Annotated in this window: 16 protein-coding genes; 3 read left to right on the top strand and 13 right to left on the bottom strand. The window is 41.1% G+C overall.

Annotated features, from left to right (window positions below; translation table 11 throughout):
* Nucleotides 1–141: 141 nt before the first annotated feature.
* The 5 genes from pulA to M1F74_RS04920 form a co-directional block, all read right to left on the bottom strand.
* A complete protein-coding gene (gene pulA / locus M1F74_RS04940) occupies nucleotides 142–2,427 on the bottom strand; it encodes a type I pullulanase (protein ID WP_247946479.1) in 2,286 nt (761 codons plus the stop codon).
* 158 nt (nucleotides 2,428–2,585) lie between these two features.
* Nucleotides 2,586–4,544, bottom strand: a complete 1,959-nt coding sequence (ligA, locus tag M1F74_RS04935; RefSeq protein WP_247946478.1) for an NAD-dependent DNA ligase LigA — start codon at nucleotides 4,542–4,544, stop codon at nucleotides 2,586–2,588.
* A gap of 90 nt (nucleotides 4,545–4,634) precedes the next feature.
* A complete protein-coding gene (locus M1F74_RS04930) occupies nucleotides 4,635–5,813 on the bottom strand; it encodes an MFS transporter (RefSeq protein ID WP_247946477.1) in 1,179 nt (392 codons plus the stop codon).
* Nucleotides 5,814–5,892: 79 nt separating this feature from the next.
* Entirely contained in the window at nucleotides 5,893–6,756 is an 864-nt protein-coding gene (locus M1F74_RS04925) for a MutR family transcriptional regulator (RefSeq protein ID WP_247946476.1), read from the bottom strand.
* Between the two features lie 3 nt (nucleotides 6,757–6,759).
* The gene (locus M1F74_RS04920) at nucleotides 6,760–8,661 is read right to left on the bottom strand and encodes an ABC-F family ATP-binding cassette domain-containing protein (RefSeq protein ID WP_247946475.1); all 1,902 of its coding nucleotides are present in this window, start codon (nucleotides 8,659–8,661) and stop codon (nucleotides 6,760–6,762) included.
* 228 nt (nucleotides 8,662–8,889) lie between these two features.
* On the opposite strand from M1F74_RS04920, the gene M1F74_RS04915 reads away from it, so the two are divergent.
* Entirely contained in the window at nucleotides 8,890–10,608 is a 1,719-nt protein-coding gene (locus M1F74_RS04915; RefSeq protein ID WP_247946474.1) for a phospho-sugar mutase, read from the top strand.
* A 111-nt stretch (nucleotides 10,609–10,719) separates the two neighbouring features.
* A complete protein-coding gene (locus tag M1F74_RS04910; RefSeq protein WP_247946473.1) occupies nucleotides 10,720–11,067 on the top strand; it encodes a GxGYxYP domain-containing protein in 348 nt (115 codons plus the stop codon).
* A 32-nt stretch (nucleotides 11,068–11,099) separates the two neighbouring features.
* On the opposite strand, the gene M1F74_RS04905 is transcribed toward M1F74_RS04910, so the two are convergent.
* The 8 genes from M1F74_RS04905 to M1F74_RS04870 form a co-directional block, all read right to left on the bottom strand.
* The gene (locus M1F74_RS04905; protein WP_247946472.1) at nucleotides 11,100–11,909 is read right to left on the bottom strand and encodes an MBL fold metallo-hydrolase; all 810 of its coding nucleotides are present in this window, start codon (nucleotides 11,907–11,909) and stop codon (nucleotides 11,100–11,102) included.
* Between the two features lies 1 nt (nucleotide 11,910).
* Nucleotides 11,911–13,260: a cell wall metabolism sensor histidine kinase VicK gene (vicK, locus tag M1F74_RS04900; RefSeq protein ID WP_247946471.1), complete on the bottom strand. Its 1,350-nt coding sequence runs from the start codon at nucleotides 13,258–13,260 to the stop codon at nucleotides 11,911–11,913.
* The gene (gene yycF, locus M1F74_RS04895; protein WP_000722062.1) at nucleotides 13,253–13,960 is read right to left on the bottom strand and encodes a response regulator YycF; all 708 of its coding nucleotides are present in this window, start codon (nucleotides 13,958–13,960) and stop codon (nucleotides 13,253–13,255) included. The genes vicK and yycF overlap by 8 nt, the downstream gene beginning before the upstream one ends.
* A gap of 56 nt (nucleotides 13,961–14,016) precedes the next feature.
* Nucleotides 14,017–15,195 carry an A/G-specific adenine glycosylase gene (gene mutY, locus M1F74_RS04890; protein WP_247946470.1) on the bottom strand — a complete coding sequence of 393 codons (1,179 nt, stop codon included), beginning with the start codon at nucleotides 15,193–15,195 and terminating at the stop codon, nucleotides 14,017–14,019.
* Nucleotides 15,196–15,277: 82 nt separating this feature from the next.
* On the bottom strand, nucleotides 15,278–16,252 hold the full coding sequence (gene pta / locus M1F74_RS04885; RefSeq protein ID WP_000451563.1) for a phosphate acetyltransferase: 975 nt from the start codon (nucleotides 16,250–16,252) through the stop codon (nucleotides 15,278–15,280).
* 43 nt (nucleotides 16,253–16,295) lie between these two features.
* Nucleotides 16,296–17,192: an RluA family pseudouridine synthase gene (locus tag M1F74_RS04880; protein WP_247946469.1), complete on the bottom strand. Its 897-nt coding sequence runs from the start codon at nucleotides 17,190–17,192 to the stop codon at nucleotides 16,296–16,298.
* On the bottom strand, nucleotides 17,189–18,007 hold the full coding sequence (locus tag M1F74_RS04875; protein ID WP_247946468.1) for an NAD kinase: 819 nt from the start codon (nucleotides 18,005–18,007) through the stop codon (nucleotides 17,189–17,191). Before M1F74_RS04875 ends, M1F74_RS04880 begins: the two co-directional genes overlap by 4 nt.
* Nucleotides 17,991–18,662, bottom strand: coding sequence for a GTP pyrophosphokinase (locus M1F74_RS04870; RefSeq protein ID WP_125840830.1), 672 nt, complete (start codon nucleotides 18,660–18,662; stop codon nucleotides 17,991–17,993). The genes M1F74_RS04875 and M1F74_RS04870 overlap by 17 nt, the downstream gene beginning before the upstream one ends.
* Nucleotides 18,663–18,790: 128 nt before the next feature.
* Here M1F74_RS04870 and M1F74_RS04865 point away from each other — a divergent pair, with 128 nt between their 5' ends.
* Nucleotides 18,791–19,360: a CYTH domain-containing protein gene (locus M1F74_RS04865; protein ID WP_247946467.1), complete on the top strand. Its 570-nt coding sequence runs from the start codon at nucleotides 18,791–18,793 to the stop codon at nucleotides 19,358–19,360.
* The last annotated feature ends 91 nt before the right edge of the window (nucleotides 19,361–19,451 follow it).

The raw sequence follows: 19,451 nt of genomic DNA, 5'->3' as shown, positions 1-19,451 counted from the left end.
CAACCCTTTTTGTGAAAATATTGATATTTTTTTCACAAACTTGATTCTTCAAATTATTTGAATTTTATTCCTATTAGATATTGGTTTTTCAATAAAAATCAAAAAAGGTCTAGTGAATCTAAACCTTTTCAGAACATTAATTTACGAGAGTACTTTTAAGACTACGACACTGGTATCATCAATCACATTTGATTCTTTAGAACGACTATTAGACACCAGCATTTCAAGATTTCCTGCATTCTCAAAGTAGAAGGAAGTCCCTTTCGCATTAAAGACTACCAATAAGTGCTCTGGTCCACCGTGAATTTCGTAAACAATCCACCCACTATTTTCAGCAGCTGTATGGACGAAGACATGGCGATAGACTTCTTCGTATGTAGGATAGGAGAAGGCACTGGTCTGTGTTTTTAGGCGAATAATCTGACGGATAAAGTCAATGCTCTCTTTTCTCTCATTGATTAAATCCCAGTTGACCTGGTTGACACTATCTGGAGCATTGTAGCTGTTCATAGCCCGTTCTCTATCTGCCGCAGTCAGCTCCCCGTTTTCACCAGTAGCAAGGAGTTTAGTGCGGCCAAATTCTTGCCCCAACTCTATAAAGGACATCCCTTGCATGAGAATGCTCATCGCTGTTGCTGTCTCAACCTGGCGCATAATCTTATCTGAACTGTGATTTGGATGAAGGGTCACCAATAAATCATGCAAGTTGTAATTATCATGGGCCTCCACATAGTTAAGGACTTGGTTTGGGCTAAGATATGAGCCCAACTCTCGACTACCAAGAATAGCTTTGGCTACGATTGGTTCTGTAGCTGCACCACTAACAAACCCTGCCTTGATTGAACCATAAACTTCTCCTCCTTTGATGGCATCTCGCTGATCATCATTGAAGAATCCAATATTTGGCATCTGATAGGCGTTGTCCTTCTTGGCCTTATCATAAGGTGCAAGACCTGTCCCCATATCCCAACCTTCTCCATAAGTGAGAATACGTGGATCAACTTCATCAAGTGCCCAACGAATTGCCTGCATGGTTTTAACATCGTGAATTCCCATCAAGTCAAAACGGAAACCGTCAATATTGTATTCTTTCACCCAATAAAGGAGTGAGTCAATCATATACTTGCGGAACATTTCGTGTTCACTCGCGGTTTCATTTCCTACTCCTGTGCCGTTTTGGAAGGTTCCATCTGGATTCATACGATAGTAATAATCAGGAACAGTTGTTTGAAAAGGAGCATCAACCGTTGAGAAGGTATGGTTGTAAACGACATCCATAATGACACCGATTCCTGCATCATGATAAGCCTGAATCATGGTTTTGAGATCTCGAATAACCTGTCCAGGATCATCTGGATTACTAGAGAAACTTGTTTCTGGTGCGTTGTAGTTTTGAGGGTCATAACCCCAGTTATAGGTTACATTTCCATCCTCATCATATTCCTTATGGCGATCAAAGATTGGTTGAAGTTGAACATAATTACAACCGAGCGCTTTGATATAGTCAAAGGCAGTTGTTTGACCATACTGGTTAACCGTTCCAGTCTGGGCAGCCCCAAGGAAGGTCCCTCGAAGGTTTTCTGGAACTCCAGATGTCGGTGATTTTGTAAAATCACGAATATGCATTTCACAGATAACTGCTTTACATGGATTTTCCAAACGCCAAGGAGCATCTGTCCCATGTTTAACTTCGAATCCTTCTACCTGTCTATCTTGCTGAGAGAGAATGACGGAACGTTTTCCATCAGGACTTGTTGCAGTTGTATAAGGATCTCGTGTCAAAGTCTGGTGGTGCGGAAACTCAACCTGGTACTGATAAGCTTTACCTGCAAGATTTTCATCTAGATCTACACTCCAAAGACCAATAGTATTGTACTTATGACTGTATGAATAGCTATTCCCACGCTCTAGATTAAAGGTTTTCCAAACCGGCGCATCGTTGCTGGTATTTTCATAGACAACCACTTGAACCGCTGTAGCTGTAGGAGCCCAAAGTTTAAAGCTTGTCTGGTAGTCTGAGATATTATACCCCAACTCTCCTTGGTATCCCCAATGATGATCAAAACTTTCACTGTGAAAGGCTTTATCAAAAGCAAAAGGGTTTTGATCTTTATAGAAAGGACTTGCAATAGCTGGATTTTCAGAATAATAAACTGTCTCATCACCATCTAAGATCCAAACCTCAGTCAACAGTGGATAATGGTTAAACCGTAGGAGATAGTCTTTTGCCTTTCCATCTATTTCGACAGAAAAGGTCAGAGTATCGAGCCTTTCTGCACTTATGACGGTAAAGGAGAATTTGGCTCCAAAATAGTCATTTTCATAATACAAATTTTCTTTAATATCTGCCTGTTTTCTACTGAATGAACAGGCATCATAATCTCCATTTTTTCGGTGAAAATGGATGACTACTGGGTATCTATACATTTCTTTTCCTAATTCCTAATTCCTAATTTCAATTTTTTTATGTGGTGCTGAAGAATTTAGCGGGAATTTCAGCACAATAGAGAATAGCCTTAATAGATATAAAAATACATCAGGAGAGATAGTTTCAGACTATCTAACATCTAGTTTTCAACTATTCTTTACAAACTTTCTAGCCAAGCTTCATCTCGAACTTCGATACCAAGTTCTTGTGCTTTTTGGAGCTTGCTTCCTGCATCTGCTCCTGCTACGACAAGATTCGTTTTCTTAGATACACTGCCTGTGACTTTGGCACCAAGACTTTCGAGTTTATTTTTGGCTTCAGAACGTGTGAGACGTTCCAATTTTCCAGTTAATACAACGGTCAAACCTGACAAGACCGCATCCGCTACTAGTGTCTGTCCTTTGTAGTCCAGATTAACTCCAGCTTCTTTCAACTCGTCTAGGAGAATCTTCGATCCTTCTGTAGCAAAATAAGTCTGAAGGCTTTGAGCAATCACACTACCCAAGCTCTCGATACTTGCTACTTCCTCTGGGTCTGCTTGGGCTAGATTTTCAATAGAGTGAAAGTGTTGGAGCAAGAGTTGGCTAGCCTTGCTTCCGACATGGCGAATTCCCAAACCGAATAAAAGCTTTTCAGCAGAGTTTTCCTTGGATGCTTGAATGGCCTGATACAGTTTAGAAGCAGACTTTTCCTTGACGCCTTCTAAAAGGAGGAAATCTTCTTCTTTCAAACGGTAGATATCCGCCACATCTTTGACTAAATTGGCAGCAAAAAGCTTTTCAACGATAGATGGACCAAGTCCTGTAATATTCATGGCATCTCGAGAGGCAAAGTGAATCAAACCTTCCATGATTTGGGCAGGGCAGCGAGGATTGATACAACGTAGAGCAACCTCATCTTCAAAATGAAGTAACTGACAGTCACAGCTTGGACAGTTAGTCGGAATATCTAGTTTTTCTTCAGAAACACGCTTGGACTCTACCACACGCAAAACAGCAGGAATGATGTCTCCAGCCTTATAAACGATAACCGTATCATCTTTGCGGATATCCTTTTCAGCAATATAATCTACGTTGTGGAGAGTTGCACGACTGACGGTTGTCCCAGCAAGCTGAACTGGTGTCAGATTGGCAGTTGGCGTGACAACTCCAGTACGGCCAACTGTCCAATCAACTGAAAGGAGTTGGGCTTCTTTTTCTTCAGCAGGAAATTTATAGGCAACTGCCCACTTGGGCGCTTTAACGGTAAAGCCAAGCTCTTCTTGACCTGCAAGGTCATTGACCTTGATTACCACTCCATCAATGTCATAAGGTAAATTATCCCGTTCTTGTCCAACTTCTTGGATGAAATTCCATATCTCATCCATGCTTTCAGCCAGAATTCGCTTAGAATTAACCACAAATCCAAGCTGTTCAAGATGCTTCAAGACCTTTTCTTGGCTATCACGAGTAGAAGGGCTTACTTCTTGATAGAGGAAAGTCGCAAGATTACGCTTGGCCACTACTGCGGTATCCAACTGACGGAGGGTTCCTGCAGCTGCGTTACGAGGATTAGCAAATTCAGGCTCTCCATTTTCTTGGCGAGCTTGGTTGACTTGATCAAATGAAGTGCGTGGCATGTAACACTCTCCACGGACAGTGATATCAAGTTCTTCTGGCAAGGTCAAAGGAATGTCCTTGACGCGCTTGAGATTTTCGGTGATATTTTCACCAACAGAACCATCCCCACGTGTGGCACCAACAACCAAAATCCCCTTTTCATACGTAAGCGATATAGACAAACCATCGATTTTCAATTCACAGATATAGGTCGGTTGGGGTAATTCCTTTCGAACACGCGCATCAAAAGCTTCTAACTCTTCACGTGAAAAAGCATCCTGCAAACTATAAAGAGGATACTGATGACTGTATTTTTCAAAACCGTCTAAAACCTTACCACCAACACGATGGGTCGGACTGTCCGCTAAAACTTGATCTGGATAGGCAGCTTCCAACTCGACTAACTCTCGGTAGAGGCGATCATACTCGCTATCTGAAACCGAGGGGTTATCACTTGTATAGTACTCGGTTGCATAGCGATTGAGTAAGGCAACTAACTCATTCATTCTTTCATTCATAATATTATTTTACCACAAATGAAGCCCTCCTCACAATAGAGAAGGGCTGAAAAATGGTTCGTAGTGAAATATTTTCTAAAAAAATAGAAATTAGGACTCTTTTTCAAAATGACTTCGTACATAAATAAGGGATAGACAAGACAGGATAACAACTCCACTTCCGATTATCAGGAAAGAAGAGAGATGTACGCTTGGCAGCACCGTCATAAAGCCTTTTGCAATCGGCATAAATAGAATGGCTAAAGTAAAAATTGTACTTAATACTCTACCCAAATATTCACTTTCAACCTTGGTTTGAACCTGAGTAAAAAAGTGAATATTAAAAATCGTCATAAACAGTTCACAGACTAAATTTCCAGAAAAGGAAAGAAAAGTTGGCAGTGGTAACCCCATCACAAAAACTCCAACTCCAGTCAAAACCAATAGAATCAAAAGATTATAAACACTTGCCTTTATTTTACTAGCTAGAAGAGCTCCGATAATCGAACCAATTGCCCCCATAGTCAAAATACTTGCATAAGCTCCTTCTGCCCCGTAAAGCCGATTTGAAAAGGGGAGGAGAAATTCAAAAGCTGCAAAAAAGAAATTAACACTGGAAGCTACTAACAAAAGGAAAAAGATCTCTTGCTGGCGCCAGATATAGCCAAGTCCTTCTTTCATATCAGTAAAAATATTTTTCCAGCTGAAAGTCTTTTTCTCTTGTTCCTGAGTCTCTTTTTTGGGGAGAAAAGCTACTAATGTAAATGCGATGAAAAAACTAATGGCATCTAAAACGAGCGTCATATGGAGACTGGCAAATTGTAAAACGATGAAAGAAAGTACAGGGGAGCTAACGCCTACAACCTGCAAAACGAGCTCTAAGCGAGCATTATAGGTCACAATCTCGTCTTGCTCTACAACCTCAGTTATAATAGCTTTATTGGCTGTACGAGAAAATGCAAAGGCAACCGCCTGAACAATATTTGCGAAGATCAGAGCAGCAATCATCAAGCTATCATTTCTGATGAAAGAAATAGCTAAACAGAGAATACCACAAACCAAGTCTGTCGTCATCAAAATTTTGCGACGCGAAAAGCGGTCTGAAATCACTCCGCCAAAGGGATTGACTAGAATCGATGTAACCAACTCAGAAATTTGATAAATCCCAAGAACAGTCTGTCCTATCGTCCCCATTGATGCCAACCAAACACTATTTCCATAGTCATAGAGCATATTCCCTATCTTATTAATAGCCCCACGACTAATCAACTGTACTGCATGTCGATTCATATAAAAACTCCTCTCAAATTTTGAAACTATTGTATCAAAACTGAAAGGAGTCTCTTTATTTTTCCCTTATTTGGGAAATTTAAGCATTTACAAATTTCTCATAATGTTCCTGATAGTAAGCCACTTGCTCTGGAAGTCCAAGCACATCAAAAATATGCATAGCCTCCTGGATCTGACTACAACCCTCTTCTTTCAAGTCTCTCTGGTAGAGGGCGAAACCTTTGAGATAATGGAAGATATTGCGCTCATAAAGCTTGATACCATTTCCAATCAACTTCTCCACATAGCCCTCAAAATATTCCGCATCCGCAAAGGAACGGTTTTCCAAACAATGCTGGTAACAGTTAAGAGCTAAAATCAAAACAAGTTTTCGATGCCGACCAATTTCTTTGTAGTAGTCTTCTCGCTCCATGACTTCTCTGCCAATCCGAGCCACATAGTCCACATTGTAGAAAGTATAGAGATTTCCGAAAAGAATCAACTCATACATAGTCCACTCTTCTGTTTGAAAAAGATAATCTGCTACCTTTTCCAAATCACTCTGCCTCATCGTGTAATAAGCATCTCTTTGACAAATCAGTCCTTGTAGCAGAATCCAATTCAGCTCAAAATAGAGGGGATTAGTCGAACTCTTTGCTTTCTCAAGCTGTTCCTTTTGAAGCTGTTGAAAACCAGCAATATCATTCGAGTAGTAAAGCGGAATAATCTGTGCCATCAAGGCAACATGTTCATGATTTTGAAAATCCCTAGCCTTGTCCATGAAATTTTCAATAGTCACATGAATATTATCCAGTATCTCAAAGAAACGAGAAACTGCTAGATCAGACTCCCCAAGCTCGAAGCGAGATAATTGAGAGATTGAACATGATTCACCTGCCGCCTCTTTTAAGGAATACTTTCCACTTGTTCGAAATTCACGAAATACCTTTCCAAGATGTTCCATTTCTTACACCTGCTCCGACAACTCTTCCCACTCTAGCATAGCTTCTTCTTGACGATGGCTGATTTTGTCCAGTTCAGCCTGCAATTCCATGAGCTTTTCGGCATCGTTGGTTTCCAGCATTTGTTCAGAAATGGCTTGACTTTGAGTTTCTAACTTTTCGATTTCAGCCTCTAGACTTTCGATTTGTCGCATGAGTTTGCGAATCTCTTTCTGACTTTCTTTCTGAGCTTGGTAGTCATTAACTGGGCTTGCTTCTTTTGCTTGATTACTAGTTGAAACTTCTTCTGTCTGGCTCGCTTCTACTTCTGCTTTCTTCTCAACATAGTAGTCATAATCTCCTAGATAGAGGGTCGAACCATTCTCAGACAATTCCAAAACATGAGTGGCGACACGGTTGATAAAATAACGGTCATGGCTGACGAAAAGAAGGGTTCCATCGAAGTCAATCAGGGCATTTTCCAAAACTTCCTTGCTATCAATGTCCAAGTGGTTGGTCGGTTCGTCAAGAATCAGGAAGTTATTGTTTTCCATTGAAAGTTTTGCAAGAAGCAAACGAGCTTTCTCGCCACCTGACAGCATCCCGACTGACTTTTTAACATCATCTCCTGAGAAAAGGAAGGCACCAAGGCGGTTGCGGATCTCAACTTCTGGAGTCAGTTTAAAATCATTCCAGAGTTCATCCAGAACAGTATTACTTGATGTTAGCTTACTTTGAGTCTGATCATAGTAGCCAACCTCAACATTGGCACCAAAATGCTTCTCTCCTTTTATAAAAGGAATCTGGTCCACGATAGACTTGATAAAGGTTGATTTGCCAATACCATTTGGTCCGACAATCGCAACAGCATTCATCTTACGAAGGTCAAGGTTGATAGGTTCTGACAATATTTCCCCATCATAGCCAATAGCCGCATTTTCAACAGTCAAAACAACATTTCCCGACGTTTTTTCAGACTGGAAGGTCATATTGGCTGATTTCTTGCCAGCTTCAGGCTTGTCTAAGCGATCCATTTTTTCCAGTTGTTTACGGCGAGATTGAGCACGTTTGGTCGTTGAAGCTCGGACTAGATTGCGATTGACAAAGTCTTCTAGAGCCGCGATTTCCTTCTGTTGCTTTTCATAGTTTTTTGCCTCAGTAACTAGCTTTTGCTCCTTTAATTCGACAAAACGAGAATAATTGCCCACATAGCGATCTAAAGAATGCTTGGTCAAATCGAGTGTAACCGTCGCAACCTTGTCCAAAAAGTAACGGTCGTGGCTGACAATAATGAGCGCACCGCTATAGTTCACCAAGTAATTCTCTAGCCAGGCAATGGTTTCGATATCCAAGTGGTTGGTTGGCTCATCCAAGACCAAAAGATTTGGTTTTTCAAGGAGCATTTTAGCCAGTGCTAGACGAGTATTTTGACCACCTGAAAGCTCGGCAATTTTCATCTGCCACATAGATTCATCAAACTTGAAACCATTCAAAATCGCTCGAATATCAGCTTCGTAGGTAAAGCCACCAGCCTGTCGAAAATTCTCTGATAAACGATCATAATCTGCCATCAATTTATCCAAATCTTCACCAGACTTTTCACCCATCTCCAACTCCATCTGACGCAGTTGTGTCTCTGTCCGACACAAGTCATCAAAGACGTGAAGCATTTCATCATAGATGGTATTTTCAGACTTAAAACGGCTATCTTGGGCTAGGTAAGACAGAGAGATATCTTTTTTCTTATTGATTTCTCCACTGGTTGGCTCCTCTTCTCCAACCAAAATCTTCAAAAGAGTGGACTTACCTGCTCCATTTCTCCCAACAAGAGCAATTCGGTCTCGTTCATCAACTTGCAGATTGATATTATCAAAAAGAACCTCTCCAGCAAAAGATCGTTCAATTTTATTAGCTTGTAAAATAATCATACATCCATTTTACTATCTTTTTCTCTTTTGCACAATTGCAATGAAAAAAGTTCGAGTCGTAAACCTAAATTATTCATCTTCTTTTTCATTAGAAAGCGTATTGGGCTATTCTTCTACAATGAAATAAAAGTAAATTTCCTACATTTTAAGTTATGCTAACGTTTTACTAAAATATCAAATCGTGATATAATGAAAGCGATTAAAGTAAATAAACAAAGGAGATGCTCTATGACTTACCAAGAAAATTATCAAAAATGGGTCGATTTTGCCGGCCTTCCCGACTATCTTCGTCAAGATTTAGAAAACATGGACGAAAAAACAAAAGAAGATGCTTTCTACACCAATCTTGAATTTGGTACTGCAGGTATGCGCGGCTTGATCGGTGCAGGTACAAACCGCATCAACATCTATGTTGTTCGTCAAGCAACTGAAGGATTGGCTCGTTTGATTGAGTCAAAAGGTGGAAATGAAAAAGAACGTGGTGTGGCAATTGCCTACGATAGCCGTCACTTCTCACCTGAGTTTGCCTTTGAATCTGCTGCAGTTCTTGCTAAACACGGTATCAAATCTTACGTATTTGAAAGCCTCCGTCCAACTCCAGAACTCTCATTCGCTGTTCGTCACCTCAACTGTTTTGCAGGTATCATGATTACTGCCAGCCATAACCCTGCTCCATTTAACGGTTACAAGGTTTATGGAGAAGATGGTGGACAAATGCCTCCACACGACGCGGATGCTTTGACAACTTACATCCGTGCAATCGAAAATCCATTCGCTGTTGAAGTTGCTGATGTAGAAGCTGAAAAAGCTTCTGGCTTGATTGAAGTCATCGGTGAAGCTGTCGATGTAGAATACCTTAAAGAAGTCAAAGATGTTAACATCAACCCGGCCTTGATCGAAGAATTTGGTAAAGACATGAAGATTGTCTACACACCACTTCATGGTACTGGTGAAATGTTGGCTCGTCGTGCTCTTGCTCAAGCAGGATTTGACTCTGTTCAAGTTGTTGAAGCACAAGCAACTCCAGACCCAGACTTCTCAACTGTTAAATCTCCAAATCCCGAAAATCAAGCGGCCTTCGCCCTTGCTGAAGAACTCGGCCGTCAAGTTGGTGCTGATGTTCTTGTGGCGACTGACCCTGATGCTGACCGTGTTGGTGTTGAAGTGCTTCAAAAAGATGGGAGCTACCTCAACCTTTCAGGTAACCAAATCGGTGCTATCATGGCTAAATACATCTTGGAAGCTCATAAGAGTGCTGGAACTCTTCCTGAAAATGCTGCTCTCTGCAAGTCTATCGTATCAACTGACTTGGTAACCAAGATTGCTGAAAGCTACGGCGCAACTATGTTCAACGTGTTGACAGGTTTCAAATTTATCGCTGAAAAAATCCAAGAATTCGAAGAAAAACACAATCACACTTATATGATGGGATTTGAAGAAAGCTTCGGTTACTTGATTAAACCATTCGTGCGTGATAAAGACGCTATCCAAGCTGTTCTTGTCGTTGCTGAACTTGCTGCCTACTACCGTTCACGTGGTTTGACACTTGCTGATGGTATCGAAGAAATCTACAAAGAATACGGCTACTACGCTGAAAAGACCATCTCTGTTACCCTTTCTGGTGTCGATGGTGCAGAACAAATCAAAGCCATCATGGCTAAATTCCGTAACAATGCTCCAAAAGAATGGAACGCAACAGCTATCACTGTTGTAGAAGACTTCAAAGCACAAACTTCTACTGCTACAGATGGTACTGTGACAACTTTGACTACTCCTCCAAGCGACGTCTTAAAATACACACTTGCTGACGGTTCATGGATTGCTGTCCGCCCTTCAGGTACTGAACCAAAAATCAAGTTCTACATCGCCGTTGTGGGTGAAAGTAACGAAGATTCACAAGCTAAGATTGCTAACATCGAAACGGAAATCAATGCGTTTGTGAAATAGGAAACTATAAAAGATGAGACCAACCAATCTCATCTTTTTTTCGTATCAAATCTAAGCAATTTTAGGAACTTTGTGGCATACTAGTTTTATCAAAAAAAGAGAGGTATTCTTATGAATCAGTTTTTAGAAGATATTAAAGACCTTGAAGTGACTACTGTTGCCCGTGCTCAAGAAGCACTTGATAATAAAGAAACTGCGACTTTCTTCATCGGTCGTAAAACTTGCCCTTACTGCCGTAAATTTGCTGTCACTTTGGCTGGTGTCGTAGCTGAAACCAAAGCGCACATCTACTTTATCAACAGTGAAGAACCAAGCCAACTCAATGAATTGCAAGAATTCCGCTCACGCTATGGAATTCCAACCGTACCAGGCTTTGTTCACATTGCAGATGGACAAATCAAGGTCCGTTGCGACTCTTCAATGTCCGCACAAGAAATCAAAGAATTTGTTGGATTGTAAAAGATATAAAAAAGAAGGCTCTCGCCTTCTTTTTATATATCTGTCAGTGGTGTTGCTGTATCTGGGGAAGTGTCGTAAACCTTAAAGTCAACTCCGACTCCCAGATCAGCTTGCGCTAGCTGGTTGACCATGGTCATATGAGCCAGCTCCTTGATATTGTTCTCTTTTGACAAATGCCCGAGGTAGATTTTCTTGGTTCGATTTCCCATTGCACGAATCATGGCCTCAGCACCATCCTCGTTAGAGAGGTGACCGAGATCCGATAAGATTCGCTGTTTGAGACGCCAAGCGTAAGATCCTGCTCGCAAAATCTCTACATCGTGGTTGGACTCAATGAGATAACCGTCCGCATTCTCGACAATTCCTGCCATACGGTCACTGACATAACCTGTATCGGTTAGTATGACAAAGCTCTTGTTGTCTTTCATAAAGCGGTAAAACTGGGGTGCTACCGCATCATGGCTAACCCCAAAACTCTCAATATCAATATCGCCAAAGGTTTTGATTTTTCCCATTTCAAAAATGTGCTTCTGCGATGAATCCACTTTACCGAGGTACTTGCTATTTTCCATAGCCTGCCAGGTTTTTTCATTGGCATAAAGGTCCATGCCATATTTACGAGCTAGGACACCCACTCCATGGATATGATCCGAGTGTTCATGAGTAATCAAAATCGCATCCAAATCTTCAGGCTTGCGGTTGATTTCACTCAAAAGACTGGTAATTTTCTTACCAGACAAGCCTGCATCCACTAAAATTTTCTTTTTTGGCGTTTCCAGATAAAAGGAATTTCCACTGGAACCTGATGCTAAAATACTGTATTTAAAGCCTATTTCATTCATTCTAGTCTTCTACTTCATCCTCCCAGACTTCTTCTTTCACGGCATCCTTATCATAAGGGAGCACGATGGTAAAGGTTGAGCCCTTACCGTATTCACTTTTGGCCCAAATAAAGCCATTGTGTTGTTTGATGATTTCTTTGGCGATGGCTAGACCTAGCCCAGTTCCACCTTGAGCACGACTTCTTGCGCGATCCACACGGTAGAAGCGGTCAAAAATCCTAGGTAAATCTTGTTTTGGAATCCCAAGACCCTGGTCAGAAATTGATAAAATCATCTGGTCATCCGTAGTTTTCATGCTGACCGTAATCTTCCCACCATCTGGTGAGTACTTGATGGCATTGTTAAGAATATTATCAATCACCTGGGTCATCTTATCCGTATCAATCTCGATCCAAACTGAATTGATTGGGTAATCTCGAACCAACTCATACTTTTTCTCTTCATCCTGGCTCCTCATCTTATCGAAACGGTTGAGGATAAAGGTGATGAAGGCTGTAAAGTTAATCAACTCCACATCCAACTGAGTGGTCGCATTATCAATACGAGAAAGATGCAAGAGATCTGTCACCATCCGCATCATACGGTTGGTTTCATCGAGTGAAACCTTGATAAAATCAGGAGCAACAGGATCATACAGGGCTCCCTCGTCTAAAGCTTCGAGATAAGATTTAACACTGGTCAAAGGAGTACGCAACTCATGACTGACGTTCGAAACAAAGAGTCTCCGCTCACGCTCTTCCTTCTCCTGCTCGGTCGTATCATGCAAAACGGCAACCAAACCAGAGATGAACCCAGACTCGCGGCGGACAAGGGCAAAACGTACACGAAGGCTCAAATATTCACCATTAGCATCCTGAGAATCAATCGTTAACTCAGGAATCTGTGTAATCAAATCACGCAGCTCATACTCATCTTCTATCTTAAGCAATTCGAGGATGCTTTTATTCAGAACATCTTCTTTCTGCACACCGAGCTGTTTCTTTGCCATATCATTGATCATAGTGATCTGGCCACGGCGATTGGTCGCAAGAACGCCATCTGTCATGTAAGAAAGAATACTATGCAACCTTTTACTCTCTTGTTCCAGATTTTCTTGGGTCAAACGAATAACTTCTGACAAATCATTCAAGTTATTGGTGATGTTGGTGATCTCTGTACTACCTTGCAAGTCCAAAACTTGAGAATAATCACCTGCAATTAAATCCTTGACCTTCTGATTTATCTCTTTTAACCGGATGTTATCCCGACGGTTTTCCAGCAAGAGCAAGGTCACCACTAGGATAAAGCCAAGTAAAATCAGGATAAAGATAAAATCACTGGTCAGAATAGTTTGTCTAATATCTTCAATCATTATTTTTCATATAGTAGCCAACACCACGACGTGTGAGGATATACTCTGGACGGCTTGGTGTGTCTTCAATTTTTTCACGCAAGCGTCGGATAGTCACGTCCACTGTACGAACATCGCCAAAATAGTCATACCCCCAAACAGTCTCAAGCAGATGTTCACGCGTAATCACTTGTCCAATATGAGATGCCAAGTGATACAAGAGTTCAAACTCACGGTGGGTCAAATCTAACTCCTCACCGTATTTCTTAGCCACGTAAGCATCTGGAACGATTTCCAAATCACCGATTTGTAAAGGCTGCGTCTTCTTCTCATCAGATTCTTGGCTATCTACTGAAGCAAGATCTGTACGACGAAGCAGAGCCTTGACACGTGCTTGCAACTCACGATTTGAGAAAGGTTTTGTAACATAATCATCTGCACCTAACTCCAAACCGATAACCTTGTCAAACTCGCTATCCTTAGCTGAGAGCATGATAATCGGCACACTGCTAGTCTTACGAATAGCTTTAGCAACTTCTAAACCATCAATTTCAGGGAGCATCAAGTCTAGAATAATAATATCTGGTTGCTCTGCTTCAAATAGCTCAATTGCTTCACGACCATTGAAGGCTGTAACAACTTCATAACCTTCCTTGGTCATATTAAACTTAATAATATCCGAGATTGGTTTCTCATCATCTACAATTAATATTTTTTTCATTTTATCACCTTTTCTCTATCTATTATAACAAAAAAATACAAAGAAGGCACAAATGGCTACTGTAAGTCTTCATCCTCAAGAGCTGTTTTATAAGCCTGCCAAATCTTTTGTTGAGGTTTAGCAAGTGGATAATCAGAAAACTCCTGAGGAGAAACCCAGCGAATTTCTCTGTCAGAAAACTGTTTTGTTTCCGTCACTTGACCTGCTAGGATTTGAATATGCCATTTCCGATGACTAAATACATGCTTGACCTGGTCAAATACTTGCTGGGACCAATTCACTTCTAAATCATAATCCTGCTCAAAGTTTTCTTGGGGACTTGGTCCAAAAGCTCTGCTTTCCTCTTTGACTTGTGAAAAGAGGTCTAGTTGATTATCATCGCTAGAGAAATCATCAACTTCAATCAGTGGGAAATGCCAAAAACCAGCTAGTAGTTTCTCGCTTTCGTTTTTCTCAAGTAGATATTGACCACGGTCATTGCGTACAACTAAAGCCTTGAGATAAATTGGCAGGGGCTTTTTCTTGGGTTCTTTAATCGGATATACATCCATAGTTCCGTTCTGATAGGCTGCGCTAAAGTCCTTAACAGGGCTTTCTTCTGGTCGAGGGTTAACTGGAGCCTCTATGTCAGAGCCTAAATCCATCAGAGCTTGGTTAAAGTCACCCGGTCGTTTCGGGTCAATCAATATTTCCATCATGGCTTGGAAAATCTTTCGATTGCTGGGAACTCCGATATCATGATTAACCTCAAATAAGCGTGCCAAAACCCGCATGACATTGCCATCAACCGCTGGCTCAGGCAAATTAAAAGCGATACTGGATATGGCTCCTGCCGTGTAAGGGCCAATTCCTTTCAGGCTAGAAATTCCTTCATAAGTGTTTGGGAATTGCCCCCCAAAGTCAGCCATAATCTGCTGGGCTGCAGCCTGCATATTGCGCACTCGAGAATAATAGCCTAATCCCTCCCAAGCCTTCAACAAACGCTCTTCAGGGGCATTCGCCAAACTTTCTACTGTTGAAAACCAGTCCAAGAATCGTTCGTAGTATGGAATAACTGTATCCACTCTGGTCTGCTGGAGCATGATTTCAGATACCCAGATGTGATAAGGATTTTTACTTCTCCGCCAAGGTAAATCTCGCTTGTTTTCATCATACCAGTTGAGGAGTTTTTCACGAAAAGAAACGATCTTCTCCTCTGGCCACATGACGATACCGTATTCTTTCAAATCTAACATATATCTAGTATAACATAGAAGCTTCTAACTGTCCTTTTCTTAGCGCTAAAAAGCCTCTTCCCAAAGGAAAGAGGACTATTTTTTATTGATGAACTGCTTGAGCTGCTGTGATAAGGGTCAACTTGTACACATCATCTGCATTACATCCACGAGAAAGGTCGTTTACTGGTTTATTCAAACCTTGCAATACAGGACCTACAGCCGCGAAGCCACCAAGACGTTCTGCAATCTTATAGCCAATATTCCCCGCTTCGATACCAGGGAAGATAAAGACAGTTGCTTGCCCAGCAACGTTACTTCCTGGAGCTTTCAATGCTGCAGTTTCAGGGTGGAAGGCCGCATCAAATTGCAATTCTCCATCGATTTCAAGGTCAGGACGCAAATCGTGTGCAATTTTTGTTGCTTCAACAACTTTATCAACACTATCACCAAAACCTGAGCCTTTAGTAGAGTAGCTCAACATTGCAATTTTAGGTTCGATGCCAAACATTTTAGCTGTGATTGCTGAATTGATCGCAATTTCAGCCAAGGCTTCTGCATCTGGATTGATATTAATGGCACAGTCACCAAATAGGTAACGTTCCGTACCACGAACCATGAGGAAGGCACCTGACGTACGAGTAACGTTTGGACGAGTTTTAATGATTTGTAGGGCTGGGCGAACTGTTGAGGCAGTTGAGTGAATCGCACCAGATACCATACCGTCAACCAAGCCCAAGTATACCAACATAACACCAAAGTAGTTGACATCTTCAACCAAAACTTTGCGCGCTTCTTCTTCAGTCATTTTACCCTTACGACGCTCTACTAAGGCAGCAACCATTTCTTCGAATTGAGGATAATGTTGGGGATCAATCACTTCATAACCATCCATGATCCCTTCGATTTCGAGATAAATTTTAATTTTTTCTGGGTTCCCAAGCAAAACAGGAACAACTTCTGTTTCTTTTACCAAGCGTTTTGTTGCCTGAAGAATACGAGGTTCTTCCCCTTCAGGGAGAACAATACGAGCATTTTTGCCAACTAGGTTGGCTTTGAGATTTTCAAAAACTTCCATGAGTTTTCTCCTTTAAGAAAATAAATTATACTCCAAATAGTTTTTAAAGAGTATTAGTTGATAACTGAGTAATAAGATTGCTGAAATCATCCGGTAAGGGGCTTTCTAGCTGCAAATCGTGCTCTAGAAAGGGATGATAAAAAGATAAATAATGACAATGCAAGGCCTGGCGTTGAATCCCATCGTCTAGGCTGCCTCCATAGAGATCGTCTCCCAACAAAGGAAAACCAATATGAGAAAAATGCACTCGGATCTGATGAGTTCGTCCAGTATGCAGTTGAATATCGACCAAGTGAATATTTTCGTAAGAAGCTACAACTTTATATGATGTATGGGCGTATTTCCCACCCTTGGCAACTCGTCTTGTGATAATGGAGTCCACATCACGCGCAATCGGGGCAATAATCTCCCCTTCAGGCTCCAAAACACCAGCTCCTTTAACCAAAGCAAAGTAGCGTTTCTCTATAGACTTTCGCTGCAGTTGCTTGTCTAAACGTGCATGAGCGTAGCCGTGCTTGGCAAAAAGCATCAAACCAGATGTATCTCTATCAAGCCTAGTCACGATGTGAACTTGCTGGTTTTCATAGTTTTGCTTGACATAGTAGCCCTTGATAAAATTGGCAATGGTATTGGAGTGATTGACACTGGGGATGGAAGCCACTCCATAAGGCTTATTCAAAACCAGAAAATGGTCATCCTCATAGAGAATATCCAGTGGACGCTCAATTGCTTCCAACGTTTCAAAGCCTTCCTCTGCTGGAATGTCAATAGTCACCCTGTCTCCAATATCTAAGAGATAAGTCGCATTTTGAGGTTGGTCATTGACCAAAATAGCCCCGCCTCGAAACTTAATCTTAGCCAAAAGTCCCTTAGAAACCTCATGTTTCTTGAGGAAAGTTTTGACTTTGACGTGCTCATCTGCGGTAAATTCGAACCTCATTCATCCACCTCGCCGATGAAGGCATCTTTAACACGATTCCAGAAACTAGTGTGGCTTGGTGTCGCTACGAAGTGAATCTTGTGATGGTCGATTTGATACTCAATCCGTTCGATATTACGGAATGAATAGACGCTGTTATCGACTGATATCGTATGGTAATCATTGCGTGTCGGTAAGAGTTCAATCTTATCTTTTTTGGGAATAATGATCGATGATCCCAAAGTGCGATAGACTCGGTTGTTAAGACTCGCTATCTCCGTCAACTGCAAGGCTTCAATAGTCGGATGCAAGACAGCTCCACCCAAGGACTTGTTGTAGGCAGTACTTCCCGTCGGCGTTGAAACAGTCACTCCATCTCCACGAAAGCGCTCGAATGGAACGTGGTTAATGATGATATCTGCAACCATGGTGCGGTCTGACCGACGGATGCTCGCTTCATTTAGAGCACGGAAGATTTTCACTTCTCCATTTTCAAGCGTTACCTTAACATTCAGGACTGGATAAGAAACCTTGGCTCCAGAATCCAGTTGGAGATTGGCAACCAACTGGTCCAACTCGAAGTCACGATAATCCGTGTAAAATCCCAAGTGTCCTGTATGTACACCTACAAATCGAACCTTGTCTAACTGGTTCTCGTACTTATGAAAAGCAGACAAAAGCATCCCGTCGCCACCAATAGAAATAACGATGTCGGGATTGGTATCGTTCAGTATAAAATGTTGTTTCTTTAGTTTTTCCCTCAGTTCATGCAAAACCTTCTGACTCTGAGGTTTTCTATTTGCTATGAGGTCAACTCGTTTACCTGTATTCTTCATCTGTATCGTCACTATTTCCTACACCATCGTTTAATTTTCTGCTCAATGGATCAAAGAGAGCCTGCGCTTCCTGGATGTCATCTCGAATCTTACCCATTTCTTCATCTAGCTGATGAGCAATTTTGGCAGTGATTTCCAGTCTTTTCCTGATTTCTTCTGGAAAATCGCCCTGATATTTATAATTGAGCGAGTGTTCAATCGTAGCCCAGAAATTCATGGCCAAAGTCCGTATTTGAATTTCCGCCAAAATCGTCTTAGCTCCGTTGATCGTATCAACCGTGTACTCGACAACCACGTGATAAGAACGATAACCTGAAGCCTTACGATGAGTGATATAGTCTCGTTCCTGAACGATTCTCATATCTTGGCGTTTACGTAGAATCTCAACTACTTCTTTAACGTCATCAACAAACTGAACCATGACACGTAAACCAGCAATATCTTGCAGATCATGTTCTAGATTTGCATAAGTAATTCCTCGACGAGCCATCTTTTCTTTGATACTTTCAATCGGCTTCACACGTCCAGTAACAAACTCAATCGGAGAATGCTTGTTTTGCTTACGATACTGTTTGCGAATTCCTCGAAGTTTTATCTTCAATTCACCAACAGCCTGAATGTAAGGATCTAAAAATTCTTCCCATTCTATGGTCATACTTTCTCCCTTTTAGTATGAGATTGTGCTGTTAAAAATTTTTGATTTTTTCACTACAATCTTATACAATAAATACATTGTCCATTATACCATAAATCGCTTTCAAAGATATAGAAAAGGTTGAAAAAATGAAACATTTAGAAATAGAATTGAAAACACTTCTGAAAAAAGAGGAATATGATCATCTAAAAAAACAGTTTTCCCATATCCAACCCGTCCTTCAGAAAAACTACTACATTGACACACCTGATTTTCAATTGCTTGAAAAGAAGGTTGCCATGCGCATTCGCACTTTTGTAGATTGGGCGGAATTGACCTTAAAAGTGCCTCAAACTGTAGGAAATATGGAATACAACCAGAAACTAACTCTTCCAGAAGCTGAATCGTGCCTAGAAAAACAAAAACTACCTCAAGGGCTCGTTCTAGAAAAGCTCGCTAAGATTGGTATTGAAAGTCATGACTGGCTTGTTTTAGGCTGCCTTTCGACTCTTCGTTATGAAACGAAAACAGAAATTGGCTTAATGGCGTTAGATGAAAGTCACTACTTTGACCAAACGGACTATGAACTCGAGCTTGAAGTCACAGACCATGAAAAAGGGAAAGCCGATTTTCGGAAATTTTTAGATGAAAATCACATAACTTATCAGAAAGCTCCTTCAAAATTAATTCGTTTTATTAAAAGCATGAAAAAAAGCTGAAATAATCTCCTTTTTTTGGTAAAATAGAAAAGATAAAAATAAAAGAATCTTGCTTTGAAAAACAGAACTTTCTCAAAGGAGATTCACAAAG

The sequence above is a fragment of the Streptococcus oralis genome, assembly GCF_023109315.1.
Classification (GTDB): Bacteria; Bacillota; Bacilli; order Lactobacillales; family Streptococcaceae; genus Streptococcus; species Streptococcus oralis_BS.
The sequence above is the reverse complement of the archived record's forward strand: the minus strand, read 5'-3'. Positions and strand labels throughout refer to the sequence as shown.

Excerpts from the sequence above, each read along its gene's own strand:
- yycF (WP_000722062.1), bottom strand. The coding sequence starts at position 13,960 with ATGAAAAAAATATTAATTGTAGATGATGAGAAACCAATCTCGGATATT.
- M1F74_RS04930 (WP_247946477.1), bottom strand. The coding sequence starts at position 5,813 with ATGAATCGACATGCAGTACAGTTGATTAGTCGTGGGGCTATTAATAAG.
- M1F74_RS04880 (WP_247946469.1), bottom strand. The coding sequence starts at position 17,192 with ATGAGGTTCGAATTTACCGCAGATGAGCACGTCAAAGTCAAAACTTTC.
- ligA (WP_247946478.1), bottom strand. The coding sequence starts at position 4,544 with ATGAATGAAAGAATGAATGAGTTAGTTGCCTTACTCAATCGCTATGCA.
- M1F74_RS04920 (WP_247946475.1), bottom strand. The coding sequence starts at position 8,661 with ATGATTATTTTACAAGCTAATAAAATTGAACGATCTTTTGCTGGAGAG.
- pulA (WP_247946479.1), bottom strand. The coding sequence starts at position 2,427 with ATGTATAGATACCCAGTAGTCATCCATTTTCACCGAAAAAATGGAGAT.
- M1F74_RS04870 (WP_125840830.1), bottom strand. The coding sequence starts at position 18,662 with ATGACCATAGAATGGGAAGAATTTTTAGATCCTTACATTCAGGCTGTT.
- M1F74_RS04925 (WP_247946476.1), bottom strand. The coding sequence starts at position 6,756 with ATGGAACATCTTGGAAAGGTATTTCGTGAATTTCGAACAAGTGGAAAG.
- mutY (WP_247946470.1), bottom strand. The coding sequence starts at position 15,195 with ATGTTAGATTTGAAAGAATACGGTATCGTCATGTGGCCAGAGGAGAAG.
- M1F74_RS04910 (WP_247946473.1), top strand. The coding sequence starts at position 10,720 with ATGAATCAGTTTTTAGAAGATATTAAAGACCTTGAAGTGACTACTGTT.
- M1F74_RS04865 (WP_247946467.1), top strand. The coding sequence starts at position 18,791 with ATGAAACATTTAGAAATAGAATTGAAAACACTTCTGAAAAAAGAGGAA.
- pta (WP_000451563.1), bottom strand. The coding sequence starts at position 16,252 with ATGGAAGTTTTTGAAAATCTCAAAGCCAACCTAGTTGGCAAAAATGCT.
- M1F74_RS04875 (WP_247946468.1), bottom strand. The coding sequence starts at position 18,007 with ATGAAGAATACAGGTAAACGAGTTGACCTCATAGCAAATAGAAAACCT.
- vicK (WP_247946471.1), bottom strand. The coding sequence starts at position 13,260 with ATGATTGAAGATATTAGACAAACTATTCTGACCAGTGATTTTATCTTT.
- M1F74_RS04905 (WP_247946472.1), bottom strand. The coding sequence starts at position 11,909 with ATGAATGAAATAGGCTTTAAATACAGTATTTTAGCATCAGGTTCCAGT.
- M1F74_RS04915 (WP_247946474.1), top strand. The coding sequence starts at position 8,890 with ATGACTTACCAAGAAAATTATCAAAAATGGGTCGATTTTGCCGGCCTT.